This window comes from Paraburkholderia kirstenboschensis (assembly GCF_904848585.1).
Lineage (GTDB): Bacteria > Pseudomonadota > Gammaproteobacteria > Burkholderiales > Burkholderiaceae > Paraburkholderia > Paraburkholderia kirstenboschensis.
Window position 1 is genome coordinate 62,333 of the sequence record NZ_CAJHCR010000023.1, and the last position, 26,972, is coordinate 89,304.

Here is a 26,972-nt window from a genome sequence, read left to right on the forward strand (position 1 = left end):
CTGCTGGCTTTCTCGCCCGACTATTTCAGTAAGACGAGTGAATCATTAGTTTCCGGAAACGCCCTTTGGCGCTTTACACTGCGCGCCTCGCGTGGTCCTCCGAAGACCGGAAGTATGCCGGTCGATCGAATGTCCTCTGCCACGCACAGGCTTCCACGCGTATGCGGTACGGTAGCGCCTAACTGGGCACCGCAGATCATCATTATGAAACGCTGGCTCATACTCGCCGCGCTCCTATGCGCGGCACCTGCGATGGCTCCGTTCAATGCGGAATGGGACCGACACATTCAGATCACTTTCCTGCCGCCGTACTGTCCAGAATTCAACCCCGTCGAGTATCTGTGGGCATGGCTCAAACGTAACGCGCGATTGCGAACTTCTGCCCCGACAACCTCCACGAATTGCATACCGTCGCTCGCAACAAGCTGAAAAGCGCGCAGCACCGACCATCGATCATTGCCGCGTGCTGGATTCAGGCAACCCCGTGGTGACGTCATGATTTATGAAAGGTCAATAAGTTCAAGGATCGAGCTATTCATCCCGTTCGTTTGACGGTGGCGTTAAGTAGTGCCGCGCCGTTGTAACCCGCCAAAAATCGAACGAAAAATCCCCCATAAAAATATTCCACAGAAATGAAAGGCTGCGCGTCTTTTTTACGCGCAAATTCAACAACCAAGACGACCGCAACCAAAATATTGAGTAGCACCGATACGAGAATTGCTGGTTTGAGAAGATCAGGATACGCTTCGGGATGTTGATATAGTTTTTGCAAAAGTCTGCCTACTATTGCTCCAGGAAGCGCCCCGTAGACTAGCGCGGTAATCGGCGCCTTGATATTTAGGGCTGTTTTGACCGTGTTTGCACCTTCGCCACTTCACTCAACACTAAATGCGACGGGACACGTGTTCAAGGGGAGGTCTCGTCCCCGACGGATTTTTCGCCACGTCATCGGACTCATAGAAACTGATCCAAAATACAAAAACACCAAGGAGCACATGTTGTGGGCTGTGGGTACATTGAAGATCAAAATCCCGGACGACGCCGGAGAATAGTTTCGATCTGTGCGCAAGCGAACACTTTCCCGTAGCGCCGCGCTCATCAGCAGCCGATATGTTTCGTGATGCAGGGCTGCGGCACGCGCTCCTTGAGCGACTGTTAGATGTTTGAACGCAGCCGTCGACGACGCAGTGGATCGAAGGGCCGAAGAGGGTCGTCAAGACTCATTCGCCGTTCCTAGGAGCCGACTGAAGAGGCGAACGAGTCCTGCCGACCCAACCCGGCCACTCGACCTGTCTGAACGCCAGCGTCGGAAAGCGGGCGAGCTTCAGTAATTTGAAAACATACACCTTCTTGCTGTCCCAGATGCGCGGTATTCCGCAGCAATGGGTGAGGACGGGGCAACCGTCCGTTATAGTGCGGCGGAAACGATTTCCCGGCAAGCTCGTGTGCAGCTGAATAGGAAGGGAAGAATGGCCCCCGCGCGCGTGGCGAGAGTCGGCACCTACCAAAAATTTGATCTCGATGCGCCTCGCGGTAGCGTGGTCGCCGCAATCCGTGCCCGCAAAACTGCTGCACCGCACGATTTTTGACCATGAAAGGCGATAGGGCTTTCCCGAATGCAAAAAAATATCAGAAATGCGTCCTATCCTGTGTAGTGAAATTTTGCGTCATCCACTATTCTTGGATCTATGGAAGCGGTGACAAACCGAACAATCGTCGACAAAGACGGTGGCCCCTGGAGACAGACGTGACGAACGACAGCACCGATGCGGGCGAAGGCAGCGCTCGTCGTCGCCCCCGTGTTGCTCAGCCCGACCTGGAGTTGGTCGCCGTACCGCGCGACGAATCGTTCAAGGTGTGGTCGCACGGCTATCCTTACAGTACGGTGCGCTGGCACTTCCATCCCGAGTACGAGCTTCACCTTATCACCGCAACGACGGGCAAGTACTTCGTCGGTGACTACATCGGAGATTTCACGCCCGGCAATCTCGTTATGACCGGGCCCAACCTGCCGCACAACTGGGTGAGCAATGTGCCGCGGGGCGAGCAAGTGAGCGAACGCTGCTTAGTGCTGCAGTTTGATTCTGAATTTGTCGTGCGTGCAATCGATGCGTTTCCCGAATTCAGAAAGGTTACTGGCCTGCTTGAGGCGTCGGGCTGGGGTGTGTTGTTCACCCCGGATACAGGCGCGGCCGCCGAGCCGATCATGCGTGAGATGCTGCACGCGCAGGGAATGCGGCGGATCGCGCTCTTCGTATCGCTGTTCGCCCTCCTTCTTCAGGGCAGGGAGCCGGTCAAGCTGGCAAGCGCCGCCTATCGGGCCGATCCGGCGCGCTACGCCGAGACGCGCATCAATCATGTGCTGACGTACATCGGCAAGAACCTTGCGCAGGAACTTCGCGAAGCTGACCTGGCAGGCCTGGCGGGCCAAAGCGTGAGCGCATTCTCCAGATACTTTCGCCGCCATACCGGCGTGCCTTTCGTGCAGTATGTGAACCGGTTACGCGTTAATCTCGCGTGCCAGTTGCTGATGTCCGGGGAACTGAGTATCAGCGATATCTGCTATCAGGTCGGATTCAACAACCTGTCCAACTTCAACCGTCAGTTTCTGTTGCTCAAGGGCATGTCGCCTTCCAGGTGGCGTGGGTATCAGCAACTCAATGCGGCAAGCGGAACCGACGCGCCCAGTTCGGCGCGACAACACGCGGCGGCAAGTGCCGCCATCCAATAACATAGGAGACACTGTATGAAGAAGCTTTCGACACTCGTTGGCAGCATCAGCACCATCACGTTAGGCATGCTAAGCGGGTCGGTGATGGCGGCACCTTCGGGTACGGTCGCGTTCCTGATGCCGGACCAGGCGTCCACCCGCTACGAACAGCACGACTTCCCGGGCTTCAAAGCAACGATGTCCAAGCTGTGTCCCGACTGCAAGGTGCTCTATCAGAACGCGAACGCGGACGTTGCGACTCAGCAGCAGCAGTTCAACTCGGTCATCGCACAGGGCGCAAAGGTAATCGTGCTTGACCCGGTGGATTCGACCGCGGCGGCGTCGCTGGTTCATTTGGCGCAAAGCCAGGGCGTGAAGGTGATTGCATACGATCGCCCGGTTCCCTCGACGCCGGCTGACTACTATGTCTCGTTCGATAACGAAGGCATCGGCCGCATGATCGCCCAGTCGCTTGTGCAGCATCTGAAAGACACTGGTGTGCCGACTAGCAAGGGTGGTCTTCTGGAAGTCAACGGCTCTCCCACCGACGCAGCAGCGGGGCTGATCAAGAAGGGCATCCATTCCGGCCTCGCGTCTGGCGGCTACAAGACGCTGGCGGAGTACGACACGCCGGAATGGGCGCCGCCGAAGGCTCAACAATGGGTCAGCGGACAGATCACCCGCTTCCAGTCGCAGATCGTTGGCGTCGTGGCGGCAAACGACGGCACGGCTGGCGGAACGGTCGCGGCCTTCAAGGCAGCCGGCGTGAATCCGGTGCCGCCGGTGACGGGCAACGATGCGACCATCGCGGGTCTGCAACTGATCATCGCCGGCGACGAGTACAACACCATCCTGAAGCCGAGCGAAACCGTTGCGGCGGCGGCGGCCAAGGTCGCCGTCGGATTTCTTTCCGGACAGGCTGCGAAGGGCGAAACGACGCTCTTCAACACGCCCACGCAGCTCTTCACCCCGACGGTCATCACGGCGAAGAACCTCAAGGCCGAAGTGGTCGACAAGGGTTTCGCGAGCGCGAAGACCTTGTGTACCGACCGTTACGCGGAAGGCTGCAAGAAGCTCGGCATTACCAACTGAACCGGCGCGGCGCCGGACGAACACCGGCGCCGCACGGGGTTTTTCATTCAATCAAGCAGAGGCACGGTCCATGACTGACAACTCCACGAAGCGGCCCGCCCCGGGAAAGCTGGTGCTTAGTCTGCGCAACATATCCAAGCACTTCGGAGCGGTCTCGGCCCTGACGGACATCGAACTCGACGTACATGCCGGAGAAGTCGTCGCGCTGGTGGGCGACAATGGCGCAGGCAAATCGACGCTCATCAAGGTGCTGGCGGGTGTGCATCAGCCAAGCTCGGGCACGATTACCTTCGACGGCCGCGAAGTGACGCTGGCGAACCCGGCAGCGGCGCTCGATCTGGGCATTGCCACGGTGTTCCAGGATCTCGCGCTGTGCGAAAACCTCGATGTCGTCGCGAACATTTTCCTCGGGCGAGAGCTGGGTCCCATGCGCTTGGACGAAGTATCGATGGAGATGCGGGCATGGACCCTTCTGAACGAACTGTCGGCGCGCATTCCCGATGTGCGCGATGTGGTGGCATCGCTGTCCGGCGGCCAGCGGCAAACCGTCGCCATCGCACGTTCGCTACTGCTCGACCCGAAACTGATCATGCTGGACGAGCCGACCGCCGCGCTGGGCGTCGCGCAGACCGCGGAAGTGCTGAATCTCATCGAACGCGTGCGCGATCGCGGGCACGCGGTGATCATCATCAGCCACAACATGGAAGATGTGCGCGCCGTGGCGGACCGGATCGTCGTGCTCCGGCTCGGCAAGAACAACGGCGTCTTCTATCCCGACTCGTCGAATCAGGACCTCGTCGCCGCGATTACGGGCGCAACCGAGAACGCAGTCTCGCGCCGCGCCGACCGGCGTCAGGCTCAAACGAATGCCTAGGGAATGCCTAGTGGGAGAAACAATCATGAGTAACCAAGTTCAGGGTGCTCCGCAGGGAAATCCGCAGAAGCCCGATCAGCCTCCCCCATTGCTGGATCGCAGCGATGTGCGCGTGAAACACGCCACGGGCATCGGAGGCGCGGTCTCGGCGTTCGTCGATCAGGTGAAGTCGGGCGATCTGGGTTCGCTGCCTGTCGTCGTGGGTCTCATCATCATCTGGACCGTTTTCACGAGCCTCAATCCGGTCTTCCTGTCTGCCAACAATCTGGTCAACCTGCTCTTTGACTGCTCGACCATCGGCGTCATCTCGCTCGGTATCGTGGGCGTGCTGATGGTGGGCGAGATCGACCTGTCCGTCGGTTCGATGAGCGGCTTCGCTTCCGCGCTGGTGGGCATGCTCTGGGTCAACAAAGGCTGGCCGGTGGGGCTGGCGATCGTTGCGGCCATCGTGGTGGGCGCGGTCGTCGGCGCGCTGTATGCATCGCTGCTCAACCGCCTCGGGATGCCGAGTTTCGTGGCGACGCTGGCCGGTTTGCTCGCATTGCTCGGGCTGCAACTCTACGTGCTCGGCGCGAGCGGCTCCATCAACCTGCCCTATGGTTCGGCGATAGTAAACCTCGGACAGCTCATCGTGCTTCCGCCGGTCGTGTCGTATGTGATTGCGTTCATGCCGGGCGTCGTCATGCTGGTCCTCGGAATGCGCACGCACCAGCGCCGCCGCGCATCGAACCTTTCGGCGCCGTCGATGAGCAGTCTGCTCACGCGCTGCATCGTCGTTACCGTGCTGCTGGAAGTCGTGGTGGCATACCTGAACCGGGGACGCGGCGTTCCGCTGCTGTTCGCGCTGTTCCTGGCGCTTGCGGTCGTGATGGATTACATGCTCAGACGCACGCGATGGGGTCGTTCGATGCACGCAGTCGGCGGCAACAAAGAAGCAGCAAGACGCGCGGGCATCAACGTCAAAGGCATCTATATGAGCGCCTTTGTGCTCTGCTCGGGTCTCGCGGCGCTCGGCGGCGTCCTGTCGGCAGCGCGACTCGCATCGGCCAGTCAGCAGGCCGGCACTGGGGATGTCAACCTCAATGCGATTGCAGCGGCGGTGATTGGCGGGACGAGTCTCTTCGGCGGGCGCGGCAGCGCGTACTCGGCGGTGCTTGGCATCATTGTGATCCAGTCGATTGCGAGCGGACTGACGCTGCTGAATTTGTCGTCCTCGCTGCGTTTCATGATCACGGGTGCGGTGTTGGCGATTGCGGTCATCGTCGATTCGCTTGCCAGGCAATCGCGCGTCTCGCACGGTCGCGCTTGATTTCAAATATTCAGGAGGCGGATGGAATGACTGACACAATCAAGGGAAAAGTCGCGGCCATTACGGGTGCAGCGTCGGGTATCGGTCTGGCATGCGCGCGTGAGCTGATTGCTCATGGCGCTAAGGTGGTGCTGATCGATCGCGCCAAAGAGCGGCTCGATACGCTGTGCGCGGAGCTCGGTCCCGATGCATTGCCCGTCGTCGCCGACCTGTTGAACCCCGCGGAAGTGTCGGGCTTGCTGCCGCGCATTCTCGATGCGGCTGGCGGCCTTGATATCTTCCACGCGAATGCCGGCGCGTACGTGGGCGGCGAAGTGGCCGAAGGCGATCCCGACGCATGGGACCGCATGCTGAATCTGAACATCAATGCCGCGTTCCGTTCGGTGCACACCGTCCTTCCGCACATGGTGAAGCAGCAGTCCGGCGATATCATCTTCACCAGCTCCATCGCGGGCATGGTGCCGGTAGTCTGGGAGCCGATCTACACCGCTTCGAAGTTTGCGGTGCAGGCCTTCGTGCACACGACGCGGCGACAGCTCTCGAAGTATGGCGTGCGAGTGGGCTCGGTATTGCCGGGACCGGTCGTGACCGCGTTGCTAGACGACTGGCCCAAGGCGAAGATGGACGAGGCGCTCGCATCTGGCAGCCTGATGCAGCCGAAGGAAGTGGCCGATTGCGTGCTTTTCATGCTGACGCGCCCGCGCAACGTCACCATTCGCGACCTCGTGATCCTTCCGAACGCGGTCGATCTCTGAGACCGGCAGCCATGCGAGGGGTGCGGATGTCCCTTGACATCGACCCAACGCTCCAACAGGCAGTGAGCCATGACTTCTGATTACACGACCCAGGACGCAACGAACGCGCGGTTTGTCGTCGGCGTGGATGTCGGCACCGGCAGCGCGCGCGCGGGCGTCTTCGACCTCAAAGGCCACATGCTGGCGACGGCGAAGCACGACATCACGCTATATCGCGGGAGCGGGTCCATCGTCGAACAATCCAGCACCGAAATCTGGGGCGCCGTCTGTCACGCGGTCAAGGATGCGATTGCGCAGGCAGATGTATCGCCGGAACGCATCGTCGGGATCGGGTTCGATGCCACCTGCTCGCTGGTCGTGCTGGGCCAGGGCGCCAAGCCGCTGCCGGTGGGGCCGTCGGAGGAGGCAGAGCGCGACATCATCGTCTGGATGGATCACCGCGCCGTGGAGCAGGCGGAACGCATCAACGCCGCGGGGCACGATGTCCTGAAGTATGTGGGCGGCAAGATATCTCCGGAGATGGAAACGCCGAAGCTGCTGTGGCTTCTCGAGAATCGTCCCGCCGTATTCGACGATGCATGGCAGTTCTTCGATCTCACCGACTTTCTGACGTGGCGTTCGACGGGCGACCTGTCGCGATCCACGTGCACGGTCACATGCAAGTGGACCTATCTTGCCCATGAGCGTCGTTGGGACGGCAGCTATTTTCGCAGCGTCGGACTGGGCTTGCTGGTGGACGAAAATTTTTCTCGCATCGGGCAGAAGGTGGTGGAACCCGGCACGCCGTTGGGAGCCGGCCTGACAGAAGAGGCAGCAGCGCAACTCGGCTTGCGCGCGGGGACGCCTGTTGCCGCTGGCGTGATCGATGCGCACGCGGGTGGCATAGGCACGGTGGGCGCCGAAGGCGAGCCGGAAGCCTGTCTCGCCTATGTGTTCGGAACGTCGTCCTGCACAATGACTACGACCCGCGAACCGGTGTTCGTGCCTGGCGTCTGGGGACCGTACTTCTCGGCGATGGTCCCGAACGCCTGGCTCAACGAGGGCGGCCAGTCCGTTGCGGGCGCGGCCATCGAAAGGCTGCTCACGCTGCATCCGGCAACCGCCGAGGCGCGAAGCCGTTCGGAGGAAGTAGGACAGTCACTGCCCGCGATGCTCGCCAATCTCGCGACGCAGGCGTCGGACACATTGTCCGACGTCGTGAAACTGGCGCAAGGCGTGCATGTAGTTCCCGAATTCCTGGGCAACCGTGCGCCGTTCGCCGATCCGCATGCGAGAGCTGTGATCGCGGGCCTCGGCATGGAAGCCGACCTCGACAGTCTGGTATCGCTATATATCGCGGGTATCTGCAGTATCGGATATGGCTTGCGCCAGATAGTCGAGACTCAGGCGTCGGCGGGCGCACCGATTGAACGGGTGATGATCAGCGGAGGAGCGGGGCGACATGATCTCGTCCGTCAGCTGCTCGCCGATGCGGTGGGTAAGCCGGTGCTGGCCGCGCGGGCGGAGGAGCCCGTTCTGCTCGGCGCTGCGATTCTTGGCGCCGTGGCAGGCGGCCAATTCAACGATGTGCAGAGTGCGATGGGCGTTATGTCTCAGGTCAGCAAAGTCTATGAACCGCATCGCGATGTACGCGCGTTGCATAACGCGCGGTTCAGTGCGTTCACGCGCTTGCAGGCGGTCGCCAGGGATATTCGGTAGCCGGCACCGCGGAACACCAGATGACGCGTGTTTGCGTGGCTTGCAACCGCCTCACTCGATAGGCGATAGAACGACGCCGCAGGCGATGCCTCTGGTCGAGAGGCCGCTAATCCGGTGATACTGTTGAAAACCTATGGCCACCCCCATTTTTGCAACCCCGATCTTTGATGCAGTGGTTGGCTTGCCTAAATCTATCCGGCGTCTTTGAGGGAAAAGTGTTCCCGCGCCACGATGAGAGCCGCGCCTGACGATCCTGAAAAAGTCGTCGACTTCGAGAGTCAATTGAACAGGCAGGTTGTTCGTCGGGCCGTTATGCCGTTCACGTCATCAAATTTCAACAGTCGCAAAACCAGATGGGTGTCCGTGATGCAAAATGGAGACCAGAGTGTCAAACGGGTGTCACAGCCCCTCTCGCGTCGAATGTAGTGTTGCGGGTCGCCAGCGCCCAGGCGGTCCGCGCAAACTTGTTCGCCAGTGCGCAGGCGACCACATTTGAATGCCGTCGTCCCCGCAGTGTACGAACCCAATCGGCGAGCGGCCCGCTTTGGCGATCGAGTCGCTGCATGTAGACGCGGGCACACTGGACCAACAATCGCCGGATATTCTTGTCTCCCCGTTTGCTGATTCCGAGCAGATTTGCCTTGCCGCCAGTACTGTACTGGCGCGGTACCAAGCCAATCGACGCGGCAAAGTCCCGACTGCTCCCGTACTGCTTGCCGTCACCCATTTCAGCGGCCAGTACGCTCGCGGTGATCGGACCGACACCGGGAATCGACAGGAGACGCTGGCCGAGGTCGTCGTCGTCGAGCTGGCGGACCAACTCCCGTTCGATCGCGTTGATCTGTTCGCTGAGGTACTTGAAGTGCGCATGCAGGTGCTCGAGGATCACGACCAGACGCGGTGGCAGCGTGTGTTCGGCCAGCACTGTGGAAAGGTGCGTGATGACGGCGCGGCCAACCGGGAGGCTGACACCGAACTCAAGCAGGAAGTCATGCATCTGATTGCTGGTCTTCACCCGATCGCGCACGAGTGGCTCACGTACCCGGTGCAAGGCTGACAGAGTTTGCTGGGATTCTGTCTTGGGCGTCACGAATCGCATGGACGGGCGCGAAGCGGCTTCGCAGATTGCCTCGGCGTCCACGAAATCATTCTTGTTGCTCTTGACGAACGGACGCACGAACTGAGGCGAGATCAGTTTGATGTGGTGTCCAAGCGTCGCAAGCTTGCGGGCCATGTAGTGCGCGCCGGCACAGGCTTCCATGACCGCGGTGCACGGTTGCAACGTGGCAAAGAATTCGATCAGTTGCTTTCGGCCCACCTTCCTGCGGAATACGGCTTTACCGTGCCGATCCTGTCCGTGAAGGTGAAAGGAGTGCTTGCCCAGATCAATCCCAACCAGCGTGACTTTTGCATGATGGCGTCGCCGCGTGAGGAAATACTCCGCAAGCGTAACCCGCTCGTGAGGCGGGGGTGGCCATCTCATTAAGTCGCTGGTCGTCTATTTCATGAGGTTAGAGGGTAGCCGCGCCCCCTTTCGGGAACGGGGCCCCCAAAGAACCGTACATGCGAGTTTTCCCCACATACGGCTCGCGTACGGCACCTAAGCATCGCGCCGATGCCGGCTGTGCAAACACAACCTTCGCCAGCGTCACATCATCGATTCCTCCCACTGCGGGAGAAGGGCGCTGAACCGTAGGCCAACCGGTCTCTCTCAAGCTTCCCTTTGGTGAATCCCTGATGTAGGCCAACGACAACCGCACCACGCGCACGTCAGCACCCTTTAAGGTCGGGGCAAATCTTGAACCCCTATATCACCCGTTACAGGCAATCGTTCGCTTCTTGCGCGTTCTCACTCCCGCTTTCCCGACAGTGTTCCTCACGTCCACCTGCCGCCACTCCGGTGAATCGGAGCGAGGGCGGGAAATCGGGGTTCCCGCGTTCCCATCCCTACCGATCCGAGCACTTCCGGGTCTATCCGTTTAGCACCTGTCTATTCTCCGATGGCACTGCGACGACGTGCACTCACCTGAAAGAAATGCAACCGGCCATTCACCGTTTTGGTCAGAGCCTTTCAGCAGCTTTGGCTCTTCGAGGATAACGAGGTTTCAGTCAACAGTTCACGTACGTTGTGCATGTGGAATTTGGCTGGCCCCCACACCGCGCGGCTGCTGGCAGTATCGGTCCCTTCGCGGTCGCCCGGGTGAACCGCCTCGAGGGAGGGTACGTGGTCCCCGGAGCTTCGAACCCGACCGGTACCAGTCGCGCACGTCCGGGTAGGCAACTGCTGGTCGTACAGCAGCTCACAGCTTCGATCTCCGATGTTCAGTTATTGAACGTGACAAGGCAGAGAAGAGCTTTGCCATCCACTACATTGCCGATTTGCGTCCGGCGGACGGCGACACGCGTCGCACTTCAGGGGTCCTCTTACCCTTGGCCGGCGTGTGCGAGCGGCTTGTAGGCCGATCTGAAATGTCAATTTTCGCGCAGGATAACTGATAAAACCTACTCGGCGACTTTTTCAGCAGTATCCTACGCTATGCTGTCATTCCATGTTCTACCTGCTCGCGTTCGCTCTAACCCGATCGTCTCGCGATTGCCAAAATTCGGTGGTTGCTTCGACCGAGTGGCTACCGAACACACGGCCGGCATCGGCGCGCACTCAGAGGGTTTGTAACGTTCGTCACCGTATTCTAGGAAGGTTGGAATTGAATTTCAGGTCCTTGCAGTGCTTCGTCATTCTTGCCGACGAACTGAATTTCAGCCGCGCGGCCGAACGCCTGCATATCGCGCAGCCGGCGCTTAGCCAGCAGATTCGGCTGCTTGAAGAGCGGCTCGGCACGCAGCTCGTCGATCGCGCGCGGCGGCCGCTGCGGCTCACCGAGGCGGGCCACTATCTCTGCACGGAGGCGCGGCAGATTCTCGGTTCGTGGGAACAGGCGAGTCTCGGCGCGCAGGAAATCGGCATCGGTCGGCGCGGGTGGCTTTCCATCGGCTTCACGCGATCGGCGATGTATAGCATCCTGCCGCCCGCGCTCAAGGCGTTCCATCACGCGTTCCCCGAAGTTGAACTGAAGCTTTTCGAGATGCTCACTGACGAGCAGACCGACGCGCTGCGCGACATGCGCATTCATGTCGGCATCGGGCGCCAGCCGCTCGACATTCCCGGCTGCACTTCTTATCCGCTACTGCGCGAACATATCGTCGCGGTGCTTTCGCCGGATCATCCGCTGGCGGGCAAGAAGAAGGTGCGCATCGCGGAACTCGAAGACACCCCCGTCATCCTCTATCCGAAGCATCAAAACGCGCAGTTCAAGCGCACCGTGCAGTCGCTGTATCGCGACGCGGGCCTGACGCCGTTCGTCGCGCATCAGGCTTACGAAATCCAGACCGCGATCGCGCTCGTCGCGGCGGGGCTCGGCGTGACCTTCGTCGGCGAATCGGTCGCGCGGCACGGACGCACCGACGTCGTGTTCCGCCCGCTCGCCGGCCCCGGCGCATCCCAATGGTCGACGCTTGCCGCCACTTTCCGCACCGACGACGACTCCGCGCATCTGCGCGCCTTTCTCGGCTGCCTTCCGGCGCCGCTCTCCGCCGCCTCATTATAAGCAAAGCCTTATAGAAGCATAAGGAACGCGTCTTGGACGCGAGCCGCCGCGCTTTTTATCATCGGTTTTCCTGCTTCGATCGGGCGCCTTCCGTGCGTGTCTGTGTCAGCACGCAGACGGCGTACGCCATCTGTCAAGCAGGACTCAAGCGGGGCCGCAGAGCCCTCGCGATCCGACGAAAAGTACGTGGAGACGGCATGACCCCATTCAACGAAGCGGCAACCATGCGAAAGGTGTACGGGCGGCTCATGCCCGTGCTCTTCGCGATGATGTTCTTCAACTACCTCGACCGCATCAACATCGGCTTCGCGGCCCTGGACATGAACAAGGCTTTGGGCTTCTCGCCCGCCGTGTTCGGTTTCGCGGGCAGCATCTTCTTCGTGGGCTACATGGTCCTCGAAGTGCCGAGCAATCTGTTGCTGCATCGCGTGGGCGCGCGCCGTTGGATCGCGCGGATTCTGCTCACGTGGGGCGCGGTCGCGGCCGCCACCGCCTTCATCTTCAACGACAAGAGCTTCTACGTGCTGCGCTTCATGCTCGGCGTGATGGAAGCGGGCTTTCTGCCGGGCGTCGCCGTGTATCTGACGAAGTGGTTCCCGGAGCGCTACCGGGCGCGCGCGGTGGGCGGCTACATCATCGCGGGATCGTTTTCGGCGGTGCTGGGCGGCCCGATCTCGACCGCGCTGATGACCTACGCCAACGGCATCTTCGGCCTGCAGGGATGGCAATGGATGTTCATCCTCGAAGGCGTTCCGGCGATGCTGCTCGGCCTGCTCACGCTGCGCATCATGACCGAGCGCCCCGCCGACGCCGACTGGCTCGACGACAACGAAAAGCAGTGGCTCGAAACGACGCTCGCGGTGGAACGCGAGGCAGTCGGCGGCAACACGCACTTTCCGCTGTTGCGGGTGGCGGGCGACATTCGCGTGTGGAGTCTCGCGTGCCTGTTCGGCTGCGCGCTGGTCGGCATTTATGGGCTGTTCCTGTGGCTGCCGCAGATCGTCAAGAGTCTCGGTCAGCTGAGCAATATCGAAGTCGGCTTTCTGTCGGCGGCGCCGCCGCTCCTGGGCGTGCTGGGCACGTTCATCATCAGCCGCAGCTCGGACCGCACCGGCGATCGCAAGAAGCATCTGGCCTTCGTGTACGGCATGAGCGCCATCGCGATCGCGGGCAGCGCGTATGCGCCGAATCCGGTCATTGCCTACGTGCTGCTCTGCGTGACCGGTCTCTTCATCTACGCGGGCAATCCGCTGTTCTGGAGTCTGGCTTCTTCGTTCAGAACTGGCGCTGCGGGCGCGGCGACCATTGCGCTCATCAACACGATCGCACAGTTCGGTGGACTGGTCGGGCCGTGGAGCATCGGCCTCGTGCGCAACGCGACGGGCAACTTCAAGCTCGCGCTGCTGACGATCGCCGCATTCCTCGTCATCGCGACCGTGATCGCGCTCGTGATGCGCGTCAAACCCGCCGGCGATGACGACGTCTCGCTGCCATCGACGAATCCAGCCACACGCACCTGAACCCCGCATACAGAACGATACGGAACTCACGCATGATCATCGATTGTCACGGTCATTACACGACCTCGCCGCCGCAGCACGAAGCCTGGCGCGTGCAGCAGATCGCCGCGCTCAAGGACGGCGTCGCGCCGCCGCCGCGCCCCACCATCTCCGACGATGAAATCCGCCAGAGCATCGAAGACGGCCAGTTGCGCATCCAGCGCGAGCGCGGCACCGACCTCACGATCTTCTCGCCGCGCGCCGCCGGTATGGGCCATCATCTGGCGACGGCGCAAGCCAATGCAGTATGGTCGGAGGCCTGCAACAACCTCGTGCATCGCGTGGTCGAGCTGTTTCCGCGCAACTTTGTCGGCGTGTGCCAGTTGCCACAGGCGCCGGGCGTCGCGCCGGAAAACTGCATCGCCGAATTGCGGCGCTGCGTGGAGCAACTGGGCTTCATCGGCTGCAATCTGAATCCCGATCCGTCGGGCGGCCACTGGACCGGGCTGCCGCTGACCGACCGCTCATGGTATCCGCTCTACGAAGCGATGGTCGAGCTTGACGTGCCCGCGATGATCCACGTGTCGTCGTCGTGCAATCGGAACTTCCATGCAACGGGCGCGCATTACATCAACGGCGATACGTCGGCATTCATGCAGTTGCTGCAAGGCGACCTATTCGCCGATTTCCCGACGCTCAAGTTCATCATTCCGCACGGCGGCGGCGCGGTGCCGTATCACTGGGGACGCTATCGCGGACTCGCGCAGGACATGAAGCGGCCGCTGCTCTCCGACTACCTGCTGAACAACGTGTTCTTCGATACCTGCGTCTATCACCAACCGGGCGCGGAATTGCTGGCAAAGGTGATCCCAGCGAAGAACATCCTGTTCGCGTCGGAGACGATCGGCGCGGTGCAGGGCATCGATCCCGAAACGGGCCAATACTACGACGACACGCGCCGCTATATCGACGCCATCGATTGGCTGAGCGACGCGGACCGCGAACTCATTTTCGAAGGCAACGCGCGCGTGGTCTACGGCCGCCTGTCGGCGCAGCTCGCACGACAACGATCAAAAGAAGGAGTCACGGCATGAATCCGATCGGATGGCGCGAAAACGAATCGGCGACGCAAGCGAGCCCCGCGACGCTCGCCGCGCTGCGCGAGATCGCGGTCTCGCTGTTGAGCGACAACATGGCCCGCGTGAGCGGCGCGAATGGCTTGCGCCCGTTTCATCGGCCGAAGCCGATGGCCGGCACCGCCGTCACGGTGCGCACGCGCGGCGGCGACAATCTCGCGATCCATCGCGCGTTCGACTTCTGCCGTCCGGGCGACGTGCTCGTGATCGACGGTGCGGGCGAACTCACGCAGGCGCTGATGGGCGAGATCATGGCGACTTACGCGGAAAGCCTGGGCGTGCAGGGCCTCGTGATCGACGGCGCGATCCGCGATGTCGGCGCGCTGAGCCAGCGCAATTTTCCGGTGTATGCGCGCGGTGTCACGCATCGCGGGCCGTACAAGAACGGGCCGGGCGAGATCAACGTGCCGGTGACGGTCGGCGGCATGGTGGTGCATCCGGGCGATATCGTCGTCGGCGATGAGGACGGCGTGCTCGCGATTTCACCCGCCGATGTCGAAGCGGTCATCGAAGGCGCGCGCAAGACGGCGGCGAAGGAAGCAGCGGCGCTGCAATCGATCGCGGACGGACGCTTCGACCGCGCGTGGGTCGCCGTGCAGCGCGACCGCATGATGAACGGCTGAGCGCTTGCCGAACCGTCGCGGACGCGCGCATGATGGCGCGTTCGCTTCTTCGATTTTATCCGATATGCCCGACCATCTGAACGCCGCCACGCTGCTGGATCTCGCGCGCCGCGCGCAAGCCCGCGCGCCCGGTCCCTGCGCCTGCACGAAAACGCCGCTCGACGGCTGGCAATCGCAGCCGCTTTCCTTGGACGAAACGCAGTTCCGCGAAATCGGCACGCTGTGGCCGGAAAACGATCCGGAGCCGACCTACGCCGAATATCTTCCCGGCAAGCTGAAGTACTGGTCCACCGATGCGCCGATCGCGTCGCGCTACTTCCCTTACAACCGCTGCGGCGTGTGGGAATGCTCGTTGTGCGGACGCCTGTATCTGCGCTACACCGAAGGCGGCGGCTATTTCGTCGATCGCAGGATTCGCTCGTTGCAATGGGCCTTGATCGAGGACGTCCCACTCTGAGCGCGATGGCACTCGCAGCACCGAGCAGCGATCGCGCTTTGTTTGTTCGTTTGTTTGTGCCAACGACGCCTTCAAGACAGAGCGATCGGCGTACAGCCAGCAAGTAGAAAAGTACTCGTTCATTCCGCTGGAGCAAGAGTCGAGTCGTGTCGCAAGTTTGAGGTTGACCCGGTTCGACGGACAGATTTGCAGCCAGCGATTTGATGCGATCTAGCCTCCGTTGAGTGTTGAGTCGCGGGTTGTCCACGGGCGGGCGGCGGGTCGCCTCTCACGACCATGACGCTGCCCGCCGGTGGGCAACCCGCAAGGCGATACGGTTTGCCTTTTAACGTTGAGGTTTTCGAATTCGAGCGGCGAACGATAGCCGATGCTGCTGTGCAGGCGGCGTACGTTGTACCAGCCCTCTAGGAACCAGAAGATGCGCTGCCTGGCCTGCTCATGGGTCGCAAAGTGTTCTCTCAAGAGTAGCTCCGCTTCAAGCGTGCCGAAGAACGATTCGCACATTGCGTTGTCGTACGCGTCGCCGGCCGTGCCCATCGACGGTTGCACGCCGGCTTCGCGGCAGCGCCGTCCGAATGCAATGGATGTGTATTGACACCCCTGATCCGAATGTAGAATGACGCCCTCGTGGCGTCGCTGCAGCAACGCCATATCGAGTGCGCGCAGCATCAGTTCGGTGTACAGATGGCTTGACATCGCCCAGCCCACAATTCGGCGACTGAACACGTCGAGGACTACCGCCAGATACATAAACCCCTCGCCAGTCGGGATGTAGGTGGCGTCCGCTACCCACAGCACGTTTGTCGCCTCCGCACAGAAGCGCCGACGTACCAGATCCGGAGCGCGCCGTATCCCCGCGCGTTGCCGCGTGGTGTGTGGCCAGCGCCGCCGGCTCGCACCATGCAGGCCGGCCAGGCGCATCAGGCGTGCGACTCTCTTGCGACCGACGTGCACGCCTTCACGTGCGAGCTGCGCATGGATACGTGGCGCACCATACGTGCCGCGCGAGCTCGCATGCAGCGTGCAGATACGCTCGAGCAGTTGAGCATCGCTGCACGAGCGTTTCGATGGCTCACGCGCCAGCCATGCGTAGTAGCCACTCGTGGAGACTCTGAGTAGCCGTGCCATTGTGGCAATGGGCCACCTGGCCCGGTTCGCTCTCATGAATCCGTACCGCCCTTCGGCGGAACGGCTCCCGTCTCCCTCGCGAACCAGGCCGCGGCCTGCGAGAGAATGTCCCGCTCCATCTTCAGTTGCCTGTTCTCACGACGCAACCGTGTGAGTTCCTGCCGCTCGGCCGTGGTCAGGCTGTCGTGACGCACACCCGCGTCCCGATCGGCCTGCGCGACCCAGTTATTGATCGTCTGTTCGGTCGGCTCGAACTCGCGCGCCAGTTCCTCAGGCGTTCTTCCGGCCTTCACCAGCTCGACCATGTGGGCCCGGAATTCCACAGGGTATGGGGTACGATGCCGGCCCATTTCGACACCTCCTGATCAAAAGGATAGGTGTCCGTTTTCGCGGGTCAATCTCAGTTGACGACTGCTACCGTCTCTATCCCGCGCCGGATGTTCTATTTAGCCTGAGAAGGCAGTGGCCGCAGGCATAGCGGACATCCGATTGATTGACTCCCGCTGACAGCGAATGTCCGCAACTGTTAAGCGTTGTTCGACGTCTGCCCATGTCTGCGGGCGCGTGAGTCCGCAGCGGCGCATGTGGGCAGGCGTTGGACAACGCTTAACACGTGGCGTCGCTCGGCATCCACGAGGCGGCAATCCTCGATCAGCGCAGCGGGCTGGGCGAGCCAATCCGTGCTTGCGCGCCGACGCAACCGGCGTAGACAGCCGCGGCAGGGTCGCCGACCACGGGGCGCTCGACTGATCAAAAAGCACGGACGCGCTCAGCACTCGCCACGACATGGACGACAGGCACGTTGCCGTCGCACAAATGAGCAACCGGCGTGGAGGCCCGCCGCACTCAGTAGCCAAATTACGCAAATCACCGCATATAAGCTGGTCAGTTCTCTGACCTACCTGCCAAACGTCGCGCGTGATCTCACAGGCAACTACGCGCTCGGCAAGAATATCGATGCGAGCGCGCCGGGCAACGCCGCCTTTGGTCCAATTGGCAATCGCGCCACGCTGGGGAGTGGCTTTCCGCCATTTGTCCGCCACAGTACGCCCTATCAGGGAGCGTCATCGATGCATGTACTTTCCAGCCGTTAGCATGGTTTCTACGACCATTGATAGGCACTTGCCCACGACATCAATTCGGATATCCTGTATCTGCCTTGTTGATGTTGATTTCTGGAAGGAGGTAGCTTTGTTCAATGCTAACGCGTATGCAAGCACTGCACGATTACTTAAAAAGACTCTGGAATGGCCTATTCATAAGTTCATGCCGGTTGCAATCAAGGCTATGTTTCTGCCGCCTCACAACGCTTCGATCTCGAATAAGACATGGAATGACGAGTACGATTCCGGAGCTTGGGATTTTCTTTCCACTACAAAGGAAGTCGGCCGGTACAGCGTGATCGTGGGCTATTGCCTGCACTTCAAACCGGCGGCCCGCGTTCTGGACGTTGGGTGCGGCACGGGCATCCTTGCACGCTGGCTTTCGGGTGCCGCAATATCCAGTTATCTCGGTATCGACCTGTCGGAAGCCGCCATCAAGAAGGCACGCCAGTCGAACATCCAGGGAGCGGAGTTCGCTGTAGCCGATGGGACCGCGTTCAAGACTTCACAGCTGTTCGACGTCATCGTCTTTAACGAAGTACTCTATTACCTCAGGACTCCGGAAGACTATCTCAGGGGATTCGCACGTTGTCTTGCGCCCGGTGGAATACTTGTCGTCAGCATGTGGCATCACGCCGATGGCATAAACACATGGAAGCGGTTGAGGGCCGGGTTTGAGCAACTTGATCGTGTCCGTATTGTGCACGTCCCGTCTGGACTGAGATGGGATGTGGCCGTGCTCAGACCGCGATGAATGTGTCAGCCGGTCCAGGCGTAAGTGCATACAGTTCGTCCAGTCAATCAAGCTATCGTGGTTACCGAACGACGTGCCGGCCTACAATGTGCAGGGGTTTTGTCGCGTTAAGGCGGGAGAGGGTAGTATTCGAGCCTGACTAATATGCTTTGGCTGGCCGATGAAGAAGACCCAAACACTGCGAGTGCTAAAGCGCCTTCACTATCCGCTCGATGTGCTGTTGCTATGCGTGCGGTGGTACGTCACCTACTCACTGAGTTTGCGAAATCCCGGAAAATGATGGCCGAGCGCGGTATTGAGGTTGATCATTCCACGGTGCATCGTTGGGGGATCAAGTTGGTGCCGTTGTTCGAGAAGACGTTCCGTAAGCGCAAGCAGCCGGTAGGCGACAGGTGGCGGATGGACGAAACGTATATCAAAGTCAAAGGCCAGTGGAAGTACCTCTCCCGGCGGTGGACAAGGCGGCCCAAACCATCGATTTCCTGTTCAGAGCGACGCGCGACAAGGTGGCAGCGCGGGGCGGCTTTGAAAAATCGATCGCTCAGAACGGTGTACCCGCGACGGTAACAATCGATAAAAGCGGCTCTAAGCTGGCTGCGCTGCACGCGGTGAACGCCGAGCGAGAGACGCCCATCACGATTCGTCAAGTCAAGTACCTGAATAATGTGGTCGAGCAGGACCATTGGGCCATCAAACGCATCACCCGACCGATGCTGGGCTTGAAGTGACGACCAGCGCCGCGCATCTGAAACCATGCGGCCGCAGCTGGGTGACGCGCGTCACCAGGCGGGCGTGCTGCAGGGCCGCCTGGGAAGCCCTGCCGGCTGAGAATGCGCGGCTGCAGACGGAGGTGATGACGCTGCGGGAAGCGGAAACGCGTGCGCGGAAGACAGGCAGTCCGCTGTCCCTGCTGCAGCCCGGAAGACATCACATTCGACCCGTTCGTCCCGGGACGTACCGACCGCCTGCCCGGCCATCCGTCGCAAGAAAGCGGTATAAACGCAGAATGTGACTCGTCGCTTAAGGAAACCGGCTGCATGGCTGACCTCTACCTGCTCACTGGCTTGACCCTTCCCCAGGGCGTCGCGCATGAGTCACTGTCCGGGACTGTGACGTGCTTCGTGTCGGATTGCTGGCCAGGCATGAGCCGCACGCAGACGATGGCCCGCGCGAAACGGCGGGGTTTGCGCCTGTCGTTCCGTGCAACCGCGCCATGCCCGTCCGGCGAAACCGGCGTGTTCGAGTTACGTTTCAGAGACCAGACAGTTGAATGCCTGATGCTGGCGCGGCTACAGCGGATCGGAAAAAGGAGCGTTAAACATCGGCAAACCGGCCGGACCAACGTGTCCCGGCCCCCGCCGCGAGACTCCCGGCAGATCAGCCTGTTCTGAGGCGTCGGTTCCGGTTGCCGCGCAAGCGGCTGGTCGATATGCTCCCACCCTCCAACATAGACCCGGAGCGAGAAGTGCGGCGCGTGACAGTCAGGAAATCATCGGTGCATGGCCGCGGCGTCTTCGCACTACAGGCGATTCCCGCCGGCCAGCGGATCTTCGAATATCATGGTGAGGTCACTTCGTGGCGGCGGGCCTCTGCGCGGTACCGGCGCTCCGGCGTGCCCGGTTACACCTTCATCTTCGGGCTGGCTGACGGTCGCGTGATTGACGGCAGCGTCGGGGGCAACAGCGCCCGCTGGCTGAACCACTCCTGCCAGCCGAACTGCGAGGCGATCGAGGACGGGCGGGGACGGGTTTTCATCGAGACGATCAGAAACGTGAAGGCGGGCGACGAGCTCTTTATCGCCTATAGACTCACGATCGGTGAGGCGATCACGCCCGAGTTGGCCGCCGACTATGTGTGTCGGTGCGGCGCGAAGAGGTGTACCGGTTCGATGCTGGATCTGACGAGCGGATAACGGCTTGCGCCAGACGCGGGAGACCTCAGCGCTAGCCGTGTGAAATGGGGCATTTCGCGGAAGCCTGGCCGGGTAGTTGTTTTGAAACTGATAGGGCCGACGTGAAGATTGTCTCGGCACTGCGGAGGAAATGTAGGGGCAATCCGGAAAGTCGCGCCCGGTTTGCCGTCCAGCGCCGACTCCGGTAACGTATCTTTCTCAATCACACTGGGCAATGCGGTCGCAGTGCCCGTTCCAAAGGAAACGAAACCATGAACAAGCAGGAACTCGTTGATGCCGTGGCCGCCGCCACCGGAAACAGCAAGGTGGCAGTCGCAGGCGCGGTCGATGCACTCATCGGGGCGGTGACGAGCGCGGTCGCGAAAGGCGATACTGTGCAACTGGTCGGTTTCGGTACCTTTGCGACGGGAGCGCGCGCCGCACGGATGGGTCGTAATCCCGCCACCGGCGCGGAGATGCAGATTGCCGCGGCAACCACCGTGAAATTCACGGCAGGCAAGGCGTTCAAGAATGCAGTGAACGCAGCGTGAATGGTGTGGTGACGCCTTCTCTTCCGCCGGTGGCCGGAGCGTGCCTCGCATTAGCGCGCTCACGCTCGCACCACTGCCGAACGAAGTTCGGGTCCTGATCGATTCGGCACGTGAGCGCACGGCAGCAGCCGTGAACGCCGAGCTGCCCCTGCTGTACTGGCAGATTGAACTGCTCGAACTGGACAAGAGCGGGCTTCACGTCGCCGAATATCTGACCGTGCTGCCGTCGCGTGAGACGTTGCAGGCCAAACTTCACCAGTCAATTGAGACGGCGCGGCCGAGGCTGCAGAACAAGCCGTAGAAGTGAGAGTGGGACAGGCTGTGTTTCGGCTCGGGTGGCGAAATGGGCGCGCTCGTCAACCGCTGGCGTGGTGGCTTGGCGTGCAACCCGACGAGCGGTCGCGGCTCTGGCGGTGGCCGCTACAACTTTCAGTTCGGAAACGCTCTTATTTTTCTTCATCGGACGGCTCCCTTTGGAGATTGCAGCACGCTCCAAGCAGCGGCGTCACCGCGCACCCCGGAGCGTCTTTATCGACGGGCATGTAGGCACGATCGATCAAGAATGTACCGTTTTCGGAATAAAAAGTGAAGGGTATGAAAGTTGTGGCGTTCATACCTTTCACTTCTGGACAAAGCGGCCACGTTGCAATGACGCTAACAAGAAATTTGCAACTGTCGCCTCGCGTCGCTGGCTTGCCAGCAACGCATAATCGAGGATGCTGTGCGTGCCACCATGTTTTCGCGCCCTCTTCCCACGCGAGGGAGCAATCAATTGTGGCCGACGCTCCTCGCCGTGCCAGCTGGCCGTCGGTGGCCTTTGCTTGCGGTACGCAGTTAGTCAACTTGATGAACATACCGTAGCGCGCGGCGGTGCGGCGACGATCTGTCGCTCGTCCAATTTGGCGCTGCTGGCGGGGAAGATCGAAACCGTCTCGCGGGCGTCGCAGCGCCCCGACGCGCGGCGGGTTGAAATGAGTTTGCAAAACCGCTTTAGCCGCAAGGAGCGACCGCACGATCTTGTGTTTCGTTGTTGTGGCACGACCGTCCGGGGCGCAGCGCTTGCAACAGCACATGCAAACCTCGATCAGATTGGGCGCAACTGAGGGCGCCGCCTGACGACCATCGTTCGCTGACAGATTCTCACTTGCGCTTCACGGTCAGCCAACGTCCTCCCAGTCGTGCCATTGGACGTGGTGCGTTTCCAGATAGTCTTCGACCGCGCGCCCCACGGTCGGCATGAAATAGCGTGCGCCGATGCGCTCGAAGATCCCATAGCGTTTAAGACTGTCCTTGACTGGCCCCTTGAGTTCCGCGAAGGAGAGTTGAACCTTCATCGCGCCGAGTTCTTGATCGAGTTCAGCGAGCATGTCGGCGGCGGTGATGTCGATGTCCGTCACCGGCTCGGCCGCGATCACGATCCAACGCGTCGTGGTCGGCGCGTCACCGATCGCGCGTCGCACGCACTCACGGAAGATTTGCGCATTGGCGAAGAATAGGGGCGCATCCCAGCGCAGAAGCACGAGGCCGGGAATGCGCCGGGCGTCGGGATGTCGCGAGATGTCGTGGTAGCCCTTCACGCCATCAATGCGCCCCAACACCGCGGCATAAGGACGCCATGCACGCCAAAGAAACATCAGGACGGCCAGCGCCAACGCGATTGCGACGCCCGCCACGACGCCAGACAGCACGACGCCGATGAAACAGACGAGCGCCTGAACGAACTCGCCGCGGCGGAGCCGATAAAGCCGCAGTACACCGCGTGTTTCGAGCAACGCAAGTGAAGCGGCGATAACGACCGCGGCAAGCGCTGCCTGCGGCGTATCGCGCAGTGCCTGTGGCGCGAACAGTAGGAGGCCAGCGACAATTGCGGCCGCCACCAGTCCGGTGGCTTGGGTTTTAGCTCCCGCAGTCTCGGCGACCGGTGTGCGCGATCCGCTCGCGCTCACCGGAAACCCCTGAAAAAGTGCCGCGGCGACATTCGCGACGCCGACGGCGAAAAGCTCCTGGTTGCGATCGACATGTGCACCGCTGCGCAGCCCGTAGGTCTTCGAGAGCATGCTGACGTCGGTGAGCGTGACCAGCGCAATTGCGGCGGCGCTTGCGCACAGTGCCGCCCAGTCCTTCAGCGCAAGGATTGGCAATTGAGGGGCGGGTAGACCACGCGGTAACGTACCCACGACTGCGATGCCCGCGCGCGTCGCGAGATGGGCCAGCGATGCCACGGCCACTGCAACCAGCACGCCCGGTACTCGCGGCGCCAGGCGCCGGCAGACCAGGATGATGGCGAGCGCTGCCGTGCCGATAATGAGGGCCGCGCCGTTCACGTGCCCCGAGACTACGCCGCGCACGATTTCCTCCACCCGCGCCACAAACGATTCTGCCTTGACTGGAAAACCCAACAGTTTCGGTAACTGACTGACCATGATCGTCAGCATGATGCCGTTGAGGTAACCGTGGCGTATCGGCGTCGAAAGAAGATCGGCGACGAAGCCCAGTTTGAGCAAGCCGACTGCTACGCAAAGACCGCCTGAAAGCAGGGCAAGCGCGGCTGCGAACGTGACGGCCTCCGCGCCGGGGCGATGCGCTAGCGGCGTCGCAGCCGCGAGGATGAGCGCTACCAACGCGGAATCCGGACCTAGCACGAGGATACGGCTCGGCCCAAAGAGCGCATAGGCGACAAGCGCTGCCAGCGATGCATACAGGCCGGTGACCGAGGGCATGCCTGCCGCCTGCGCATAAGCCATTCCGGCCGGCACGAGGACCGCGCTCAGCGTCACTCCGGCGATAACGTCATGCGGCAGGCAGGCGAGCCGATATTCGCGCATCCATGCGAGCGACGGCACCCAACGCACGAGCGGCCCAGCAACAGCCGCAGATCCGCGTGAGTCCGCGTTCGTGCGAGATTTACCCATTTGCACGGTGAATTCCCTCGCTGCTCGCTGCGCTCGAGCTGCGCGTCGGACGATGGGCCGAATCACATGATAACGCCACGAGAATGCACATGCTCGCGAACGCAAACAACGGACGCGCAGCACCCGCGCATAGCGCCGTTTACGTACCGGCAGTCGACCAGGGGTCATTGGGCAGCTTGAACAGACTGTCATCGACAGTCACTTCGAACGCACAGTCGCCCTGGCGCGCTGGCGGGCTTTGCAATTCGCCGAATCGCTTCGTCACGGTGGCGACGACCCGTTGCTGCACTATCAGGCGTTTTGCGGTGTCCATCTGCGCATACGAGTCGATCTGGGTCTGGGAAAAGCGAAGTGTCACGACGCAACGTGCATCGAGGGTTGTGTCGCCGTGCGATTCCAGCACCCACGATAACTGGACGTAGAGCGTGGTGCCTTCGTCAAAGGTCGTGACAGTCGGTGATTTTGATGATTCGAAGGCGTTTGCAAGCGCCAACTGGATCTCTTCAATGCGCTGCAGCCTGTCCGTCTTGCGCATGACTGATATCTCCTTGTTGCGTGCGATGGCGAGAAAGCGAGGTTGCTCGTCGCTCATCGCTCGACCTGGTTCGGATGATGCGTGCACTACCGCCATGCGTTGCCACTGTCGAACCGAAATGCAAAGTTGCAGGCAATGAACCCGCGGCAATGGCGCGCCGGCGTTCGAGTACGAGCGCCTGTTCCGGCCGTAGGGGCGCGCAAGCCGTTCCTTCCGCCGGTTTTTACCCGGGATTGCAACTTTTATATGGTTTCGCCAAGTCCAACGACTTTCTGTCCCATACCGCAGAATTCTGTCCCGATACCGCAGAAATGCGCGGTATTACGATCGCGCCGACGACAAAAGGTGAGGGCGCTAGCCAGTGAGGGAGATATGAAGCATCGAGCGCTGAAGAAACTGTTTGCCGCCGCGTTCATCGCGGCGCTTGCGGGCGGCACAGTGGCGTGCAGCCGCACCGCCTCGAACGACACTACCGGAACGGCAGGCGTCAGTGCGCCCACTGCAACAAGCGACAGTGTCGCGCCACATATGGGTGTCGCGTCTGGCGCGAGCCAGTAAGACTGGGTCATAGCGTGTCGGGAGCACCGGCTTCGGAGCGCCATCGAGTCCGGAAAGCGGCGGCCGAAACTACTGCGATCGCGATCAACGGCAATGCGACGGCATGACGGCGTCGCATTGCCGTTGATCGTCCTCATTGATTCCTCTTCTTTTCGTTGCGGTCGCCTTGTGACCTGACTGTCAACGGTCGGGGCTCGACGGTGTTGACACTGCGGCAAGCGTCGACAAAGTGCTGCCATCGGCAGTGGTTGCAAGATCGCCGAGCGCGATGATGCCGACGAGCTGCTTCTCCCGATTCACGACTGGCAGCCGGCGAATCTGCGCATCTTCCATTTTTTTGCGGGCGATCTCCACGTCTTCGTCCTCGAAACACCAGTGGGCGGGACCGCTCACGATGTCCTCGATGGGCGACTCGGGCAGCATCCCCGCCGAGATCGCGCGCACGACAATATCGCGATCAGTCACCATGCCGACAAGGTGCTCGCCGTCGCAGACGGGCAACGAGCCGACGTTCAATTCGTCCATCATTTTTGCCGCCCGTTGAATGCTTTGCGATGGCGAGATGGTTGCAGCGTCACGAGTCATTACTTGAGCAACAGAGGTCATGGCTGGCTCCTACGAGTGGTTGAATGACTGCACCGGGAGAGCAGCATCACCCATTCCACCAAGCGGCTCCACGTGCACGATGTAGTGACGGCGTTTCGTGCTAGTGATCAGCCACTTGCTTTGCGACCAGTAGTAGAAGTGCAGCGGCCAAAACCACATCGTTTATAGACACGTTATAAGCGATGCGGTTTTTGCGTTTTCGGCCTGCAGCACACAGGGCACGTTTTCATCGGTGGAAGGTATCTCAGGGCAGGTTGCACATTCATCCGAATGTTCTAGAACTCCTTGATAGGAGTTCAATCCGAGACCGGGAGACACATGAAAGTCGATCGCCTTGTTATCCTTTATGAGGCTGGGAGGTCCGAAGACAAAGCGGGCGAGGTAGCTCCTTCTGCGAACGCGCTGCTGGAGAAGCAACTACAGAAAATGGGCCAACTCGCCGACCAGCTGGCTCTCTCCGAAGAGGCCGATGCCAGGGCCAAGGGACACGGTCTGACCCCTGCATTTTTGATGCCTTTTGAGAGCCAAAACTCAAAGCTGAGATACCTGAAAGATGCCAGAGGCAAACTCGAGGCTGCAGATAAGGCAGGCAAGAAGAGCGCCGGAACCACGGATCTCACATGGGGCGCCTACCTCATCCTGCACGGAAGGGGCGGCCGAGAAGCACGTGGGAAAACGACGGTCGATAAATTGGTCAAACTCCTGAAGGAGGCCGCCCCAAATGGAGAGGGCTGGAAATTGAAGAAAGTCTGCATCGTCGCTTGCACATTGGGAGCCGAACCATCCGACGGGACCAATAGTTACGTCAAGCAGTTCTGTGACACCCTGAAAGTCACTGATGCACTCGTAGGCGGCTACACGGTTCAGGTGTTTGTTGGTTATGCAGACCACCCAGCGAGTAAGGACGCGTTTGCCGTGCCGGCCAATCCGAAATATGCGGATGAAAAGAACCGGGGCCATAAGCTCATAGCGGTGCCCGCAGACGACCTCAAGCGGCTCGGGCTCAAGGACGGCGCCCAGCGGCTCTCGGACGAAAACTTCCGGGCGAATTACAAAGTCGCCTGGCGATGGAATGGTAAGAATTCCGAGCAGGTCGACGTGATGAAGGAGTGGTATCACCAGTAGCGACCGCGACCTTCCCCGGCAATACCAGACACACGTGACCCGCTTGCGGGC

The 26,972-nt window shown here is 60.9% G+C and carries 23 protein-coding genes and 4 pseudogenes; 20 read left to right on the plus strand and 7 right to left on the minus strand.

All coding sequences use genetic code 11. From position 1 onward, the window contains the following. Nucleotides 1–285: 285 nt before the first annotated feature. Nucleotides 286–491, plus strand: a pseudogene (locus JMY24_RS34070) (transposase); the annotation flags it as partial. 44 nt (nucleotides 492–535) lie between these two features. On the opposite strand, the gene JMY24_RS34075 reads toward JMY24_RS34070, so the two are convergent. After that, nucleotides 536–772 carry a hypothetical protein gene (locus JMY24_RS34075; RefSeq protein WP_128598390.1) on the minus strand — a complete coding sequence of 79 codons (237 nt, stop codon included), beginning with the start codon at nucleotides 770–772 and terminating at the stop codon, nucleotides 536–538. 975 nt (nucleotides 773–1,747) lie between these two features. Here JMY24_RS34075 and JMY24_RS34080 point away from each other — a divergent pair. The 6 genes from JMY24_RS34080 to JMY24_RS34105 all read left to right on the plus strand — a co-directional run bounded on the left by JMY24_RS34080 (nucleotide 1,748) and on the right by JMY24_RS34105 (nucleotide 8,438). Further along, nucleotides 1,748–2,731, plus strand: coding sequence for an AraC family transcriptional regulator (locus tag JMY24_RS34080; RefSeq protein ID WP_128598397.1), 984 nt, complete (start codon nucleotides 1,748–1,750; stop codon nucleotides 2,729–2,731). A 15-nt stretch (nucleotides 2,732–2,746) separates the two neighbouring features. Next, on the plus strand, nucleotides 2,747–3,802 hold the full coding sequence (locus JMY24_RS34085; RefSeq protein ID WP_201703724.1) for an ABC transporter substrate-binding protein: 1,056 nt from the start codon (nucleotides 2,747–2,749) through the stop codon (nucleotides 3,800–3,802). Nucleotides 3,803–3,872: 70 nt separating this feature from the next. Then, nucleotides 3,873–4,676 (plus strand): ATP-binding cassette domain-containing protein, encoded by an 804-nt coding sequence (locus JMY24_RS34090; protein ID WP_128598388.1) that lies wholly within the window; start codon nucleotides 3,873–3,875, stop codon nucleotides 4,674–4,676. A gap of 25 nt (nucleotides 4,677–4,701) precedes the next feature. Next, nucleotides 4,702–5,985, plus strand: a complete 1,284-nt coding sequence (locus JMY24_RS34095) for a sugar ABC transporter permease (protein WP_128598387.1) — start codon at nucleotides 4,702–4,704, stop codon at nucleotides 5,983–5,985. A gap of 26 nt (nucleotides 5,986–6,011) precedes the next feature. After that, on the plus strand, nucleotides 6,012–6,740 hold the full coding sequence (locus tag JMY24_RS34100) for an SDR family oxidoreductase (protein ID WP_128598386.1): 729 nt from the start codon (nucleotides 6,012–6,014) through the stop codon (nucleotides 6,738–6,740). A 69-nt stretch (nucleotides 6,741–6,809) separates the two neighbouring features. Next, nucleotides 6,810–8,438, plus strand: coding sequence for an FGGY-family carbohydrate kinase (locus JMY24_RS34105; RefSeq protein WP_201703726.1), 1,629 nt, complete (start codon nucleotides 6,810–6,812; stop codon nucleotides 8,436–8,438). Between the two features lie 388 nt (nucleotides 8,439–8,826). Here the strand turns inward: JMY24_RS34105 and JMY24_RS34110 are convergent, their stop codons facing one another. After that, a complete protein-coding gene (locus JMY24_RS34110; RefSeq protein WP_236597650.1) occupies nucleotides 8,827–9,921 on the minus strand; it encodes an IS110 family RNA-guided transposase in 1,095 nt (364 codons plus the stop codon). A 1,222-nt stretch (nucleotides 9,922–11,143) separates the two neighbouring features. On the opposite strand from JMY24_RS34110, the gene JMY24_RS34115 reads away from it, so the two are divergent. The 5 genes from JMY24_RS34115 to JMY24_RS34135 all read left to right on the plus strand — a co-directional run bounded on the left by JMY24_RS34115 (nucleotide 11,144) and on the right by JMY24_RS34135 (nucleotide 15,758). Further along, a complete protein-coding gene (locus tag JMY24_RS34115; RefSeq protein ID WP_128597717.1) occupies nucleotides 11,144–12,043 on the plus strand; it encodes a LysR family transcriptional regulator in 900 nt (299 codons plus the stop codon). Between the two features lie 197 nt (nucleotides 12,044–12,240). Continuing rightward, entirely contained in the window at nucleotides 12,241–13,563 is a 1,323-nt protein-coding gene (locus tag JMY24_RS34120; RefSeq protein ID WP_201703727.1) for an MFS transporter, read from the plus strand. Nucleotides 13,564–13,595: 32 nt separating this feature from the next. Further along, nucleotides 13,596–14,636, plus strand: a complete 1,041-nt coding sequence (locus tag JMY24_RS34125) for an amidohydrolase family protein (protein ID WP_128597718.1) — start codon at nucleotides 13,596–13,598, stop codon at nucleotides 14,634–14,636. Next, complete coding sequence (locus JMY24_RS34130) at nucleotides 14,633–15,301, plus strand: RraA family protein (RefSeq protein ID WP_128597719.1); 669 nt, start codon at nucleotides 14,633–14,635, stop codon at nucleotides 15,299–15,301. The genes JMY24_RS34125 and JMY24_RS34130 overlap by 4 nt, the downstream gene beginning before the upstream one ends. A gap of 64 nt (nucleotides 15,302–15,365) precedes the next feature. Further along, entirely contained in the window at nucleotides 15,366–15,758 is a 393-nt protein-coding gene (locus JMY24_RS34135; protein ID WP_128597720.1) for a hypothetical protein, read from the plus strand. A gap of 339 nt (nucleotides 15,759–16,097) precedes the next feature. Here the strand turns inward: JMY24_RS34135 and JMY24_RS34140 are convergent. Further along, nucleotides 16,098–17,236 (minus strand): annotated as a pseudogene (locus JMY24_RS34140) (IS3 family transposase); the annotation flags it as partial. Between the two features lie 841 nt (nucleotides 17,237–18,077). On the opposite strand from JMY24_RS34140, the gene JMY24_RS34145 reads away from it, so the two are divergent. The 6 genes and pseudogenes from JMY24_RS34145 to JMY24_RS34170 all read left to right on the plus strand — a co-directional run. Beyond that, nucleotides 18,078–18,743: a class I SAM-dependent methyltransferase gene (locus JMY24_RS34145; protein WP_236597651.1), complete on the plus strand. Its 666-nt coding sequence runs from the start codon at nucleotides 18,078–18,080 to the stop codon at nucleotides 18,741–18,743. Nucleotides 18,744–18,903: 160 nt separating this feature from the next. Continuing rightward, nucleotides 18,904–19,468, plus strand: a pseudogene (locus JMY24_RS34150) (IS6 family transposase); the annotation flags it as partial. Nucleotides 19,469–19,780: 312 nt separating this feature from the next. Beyond that, nucleotides 19,781–20,134 carry a hypothetical protein gene (locus JMY24_RS34155; protein WP_201703729.1) on the plus strand — a complete coding sequence of 118 codons (354 nt, stop codon included), beginning with the start codon at nucleotides 19,781–19,783 and terminating at the stop codon, nucleotides 20,132–20,134. A 74-nt stretch (nucleotides 20,135–20,208) separates the two neighbouring features. Beyond that, nucleotides 20,209–20,655 carry an SET domain-containing protein gene (locus tag JMY24_RS34160; RefSeq protein ID WP_201703730.1) on the plus strand — a complete coding sequence of 149 codons (447 nt, stop codon included), beginning with the start codon at nucleotides 20,209–20,211 and terminating at the stop codon, nucleotides 20,653–20,655. A 191-nt stretch (nucleotides 20,656–20,846) separates the two neighbouring features. Next, the gene (locus JMY24_RS34165) at nucleotides 20,847–21,185 is read left to right on the plus strand and encodes an HU family DNA-binding protein (protein ID WP_268960838.1); all 339 of its coding nucleotides are present in this window, start codon (nucleotides 20,847–20,849) and stop codon (nucleotides 21,183–21,185) included. Nucleotides 21,186–21,345: 160 nt separating this feature from the next. Beyond that, nucleotides 21,346–21,486, plus strand: a pseudogene (locus tag JMY24_RS34170) (PDDEXK nuclease domain-containing protein); the annotation flags it as partial. 145 nt (nucleotides 21,487–21,631) lie between these two features. Here the strand turns inward: JMY24_RS34170 and JMY24_RS34175 are convergent. From JMY24_RS34175 to JMY24_RS34185, 3 genes are all read right to left on the minus strand, one after another. Next, a complete protein-coding gene (locus tag JMY24_RS34175; RefSeq protein WP_128598448.1) occupies nucleotides 21,632–22,198 on the minus strand; it encodes a hypothetical protein in 567 nt (188 codons plus the stop codon). A 144-nt stretch (nucleotides 22,199–22,342) separates the two neighbouring features. After that, complete coding sequence (locus JMY24_RS34180) at nucleotides 22,343–24,097, minus strand: SulP family inorganic anion transporter (protein ID WP_128598460.1); 1,755 nt, start codon at nucleotides 24,095–24,097, stop codon at nucleotides 22,343–22,345. A 139-nt stretch (nucleotides 24,098–24,236) separates the two neighbouring features. After that, entirely contained in the window at nucleotides 24,237–24,689 is a 453-nt protein-coding gene (locus JMY24_RS34185; protein WP_236597652.1) for a hypothetical protein, read from the minus strand. Nucleotides 24,690–25,004: 315 nt separating this feature from the next. Here JMY24_RS34185 and JMY24_RS34190 point away from each other — a divergent pair, with 315 nt between their 5' ends. Beyond that, the gene (locus JMY24_RS34190) at nucleotides 25,005–25,190 is read left to right on the plus strand and encodes a hypothetical protein (RefSeq protein WP_128598450.1); all 186 of its coding nucleotides are present in this window, start codon (nucleotides 25,005–25,007) and stop codon (nucleotides 25,188–25,190) included. Nucleotides 25,191–25,370: 180 nt separating this feature from the next. Here the strand turns inward: JMY24_RS34190 and JMY24_RS34195 are convergent, their stop codons facing one another. After that, the gene (locus tag JMY24_RS34195) at nucleotides 25,371–25,796 is read right to left on the minus strand and encodes a CBS domain-containing protein (RefSeq protein ID WP_201703734.1); all 426 of its coding nucleotides are present in this window, start codon (nucleotides 25,794–25,796) and stop codon (nucleotides 25,371–25,373) included. A gap of 318 nt (nucleotides 25,797–26,114) precedes the next feature. On the opposite strand from JMY24_RS34195, the gene JMY24_RS34200 reads away from it, so the two are divergent. Further along, complete coding sequence (locus tag JMY24_RS34200) at nucleotides 26,115–26,921, plus strand: hypothetical protein (protein ID WP_128598451.1); 807 nt, start codon at nucleotides 26,115–26,117, stop codon at nucleotides 26,919–26,921. Nucleotides 26,922–26,972 lie beyond the last annotated feature (51 nt).

Bases quoted from the DNA above. Each gene is read 5' to 3' on its own strand.
- JMY24_RS34085 (WP_201703724.1), top strand. From the start codon at position 2,747: ATGAAGAAGCTTTCGACACTCGTTGGCAGCATCAGCACCATCACGTTA.
- JMY24_RS34090 (WP_128598388.1), top strand. From the start codon at position 3,873: ATGACTGACAACTCCACGAAGCGGCCCGCCCCGGGAAAGCTGGTGCTT.
- JMY24_RS34095 (WP_128598387.1), top strand. From the start codon at position 4,702: ATGAGTAACCAAGTTCAGGGTGCTCCGCAGGGAAATCCGCAGAAGCCC.
- JMY24_RS34100 (WP_128598386.1), top strand. From the start codon at position 6,012: ATGACTGACACAATCAAGGGAAAAGTCGCGGCCATTACGGGTGCAGCG.
- JMY24_RS34105 (WP_201703726.1), top strand. From the start codon at position 6,810: ATGACTTCTGATTACACGACCCAGGACGCAACGAACGCGCGGTTTGTC.
- JMY24_RS34110 (WP_236597650.1), bottom strand. From the start codon at position 9,921: ATGAGATGGCCACCCCCGCCTCACGAGCGGGTTACGCTTGCGGAGTAT.
- JMY24_RS34120 (WP_201703727.1), top strand. From the start codon at position 12,241: ATGACCCCATTCAACGAAGCGGCAACCATGCGAAAGGTGTACGGGCGG.
- JMY24_RS34125 (WP_128597718.1), top strand. From the start codon at position 13,596: ATGATCATCGATTGTCACGGTCATTACACGACCTCGCCGCCGCAGCAC.
- JMY24_RS34130 (WP_128597719.1), top strand. From the start codon at position 14,633: ATGAATCCGATCGGATGGCGCGAAAACGAATCGGCGACGCAAGCGAGC.
- JMY24_RS34135 (WP_128597720.1), top strand. From the start codon at position 15,366: ATGCCCGACCATCTGAACGCCGCCACGCTGCTGGATCTCGCGCGCCGC.
- JMY24_RS34155 (WP_201703729.1), top strand. From the start codon at position 19,781: ATGGCTGACCTCTACCTGCTCACTGGCTTGACCCTTCCCCAGGGCGTC.
- JMY24_RS34180 (WP_128598460.1), bottom strand. From the start codon at position 24,097: ATGGGTAAATCTCGCACGAACGCGGACTCACGCGGATCTGCGGCTGTT.
- JMY24_RS34185 (WP_236597652.1), bottom strand. From the start codon at position 24,689: ATGAGCGACGAGCAACCTCGCTTTCTCGCCATCGCACGCAACAAGGAG.
- JMY24_RS34190 (WP_128598450.1), top strand. From the start codon at position 25,005: ATGAAGCATCGAGCGCTGAAGAAACTGTTTGCCGCCGCGTTCATCGCG.
- JMY24_RS34195 (WP_201703734.1), bottom strand. From the start codon at position 25,796: ATGACCTCTGTTGCTCAAGTAATGACTCGTGACGCTGCAACCATCTCG.
- JMY24_RS34200 (WP_128598451.1), top strand. From the start codon at position 26,115: ATGAAAGTCGATCGCCTTGTTATCCTTTATGAGGCTGGGAGGTCCGAA.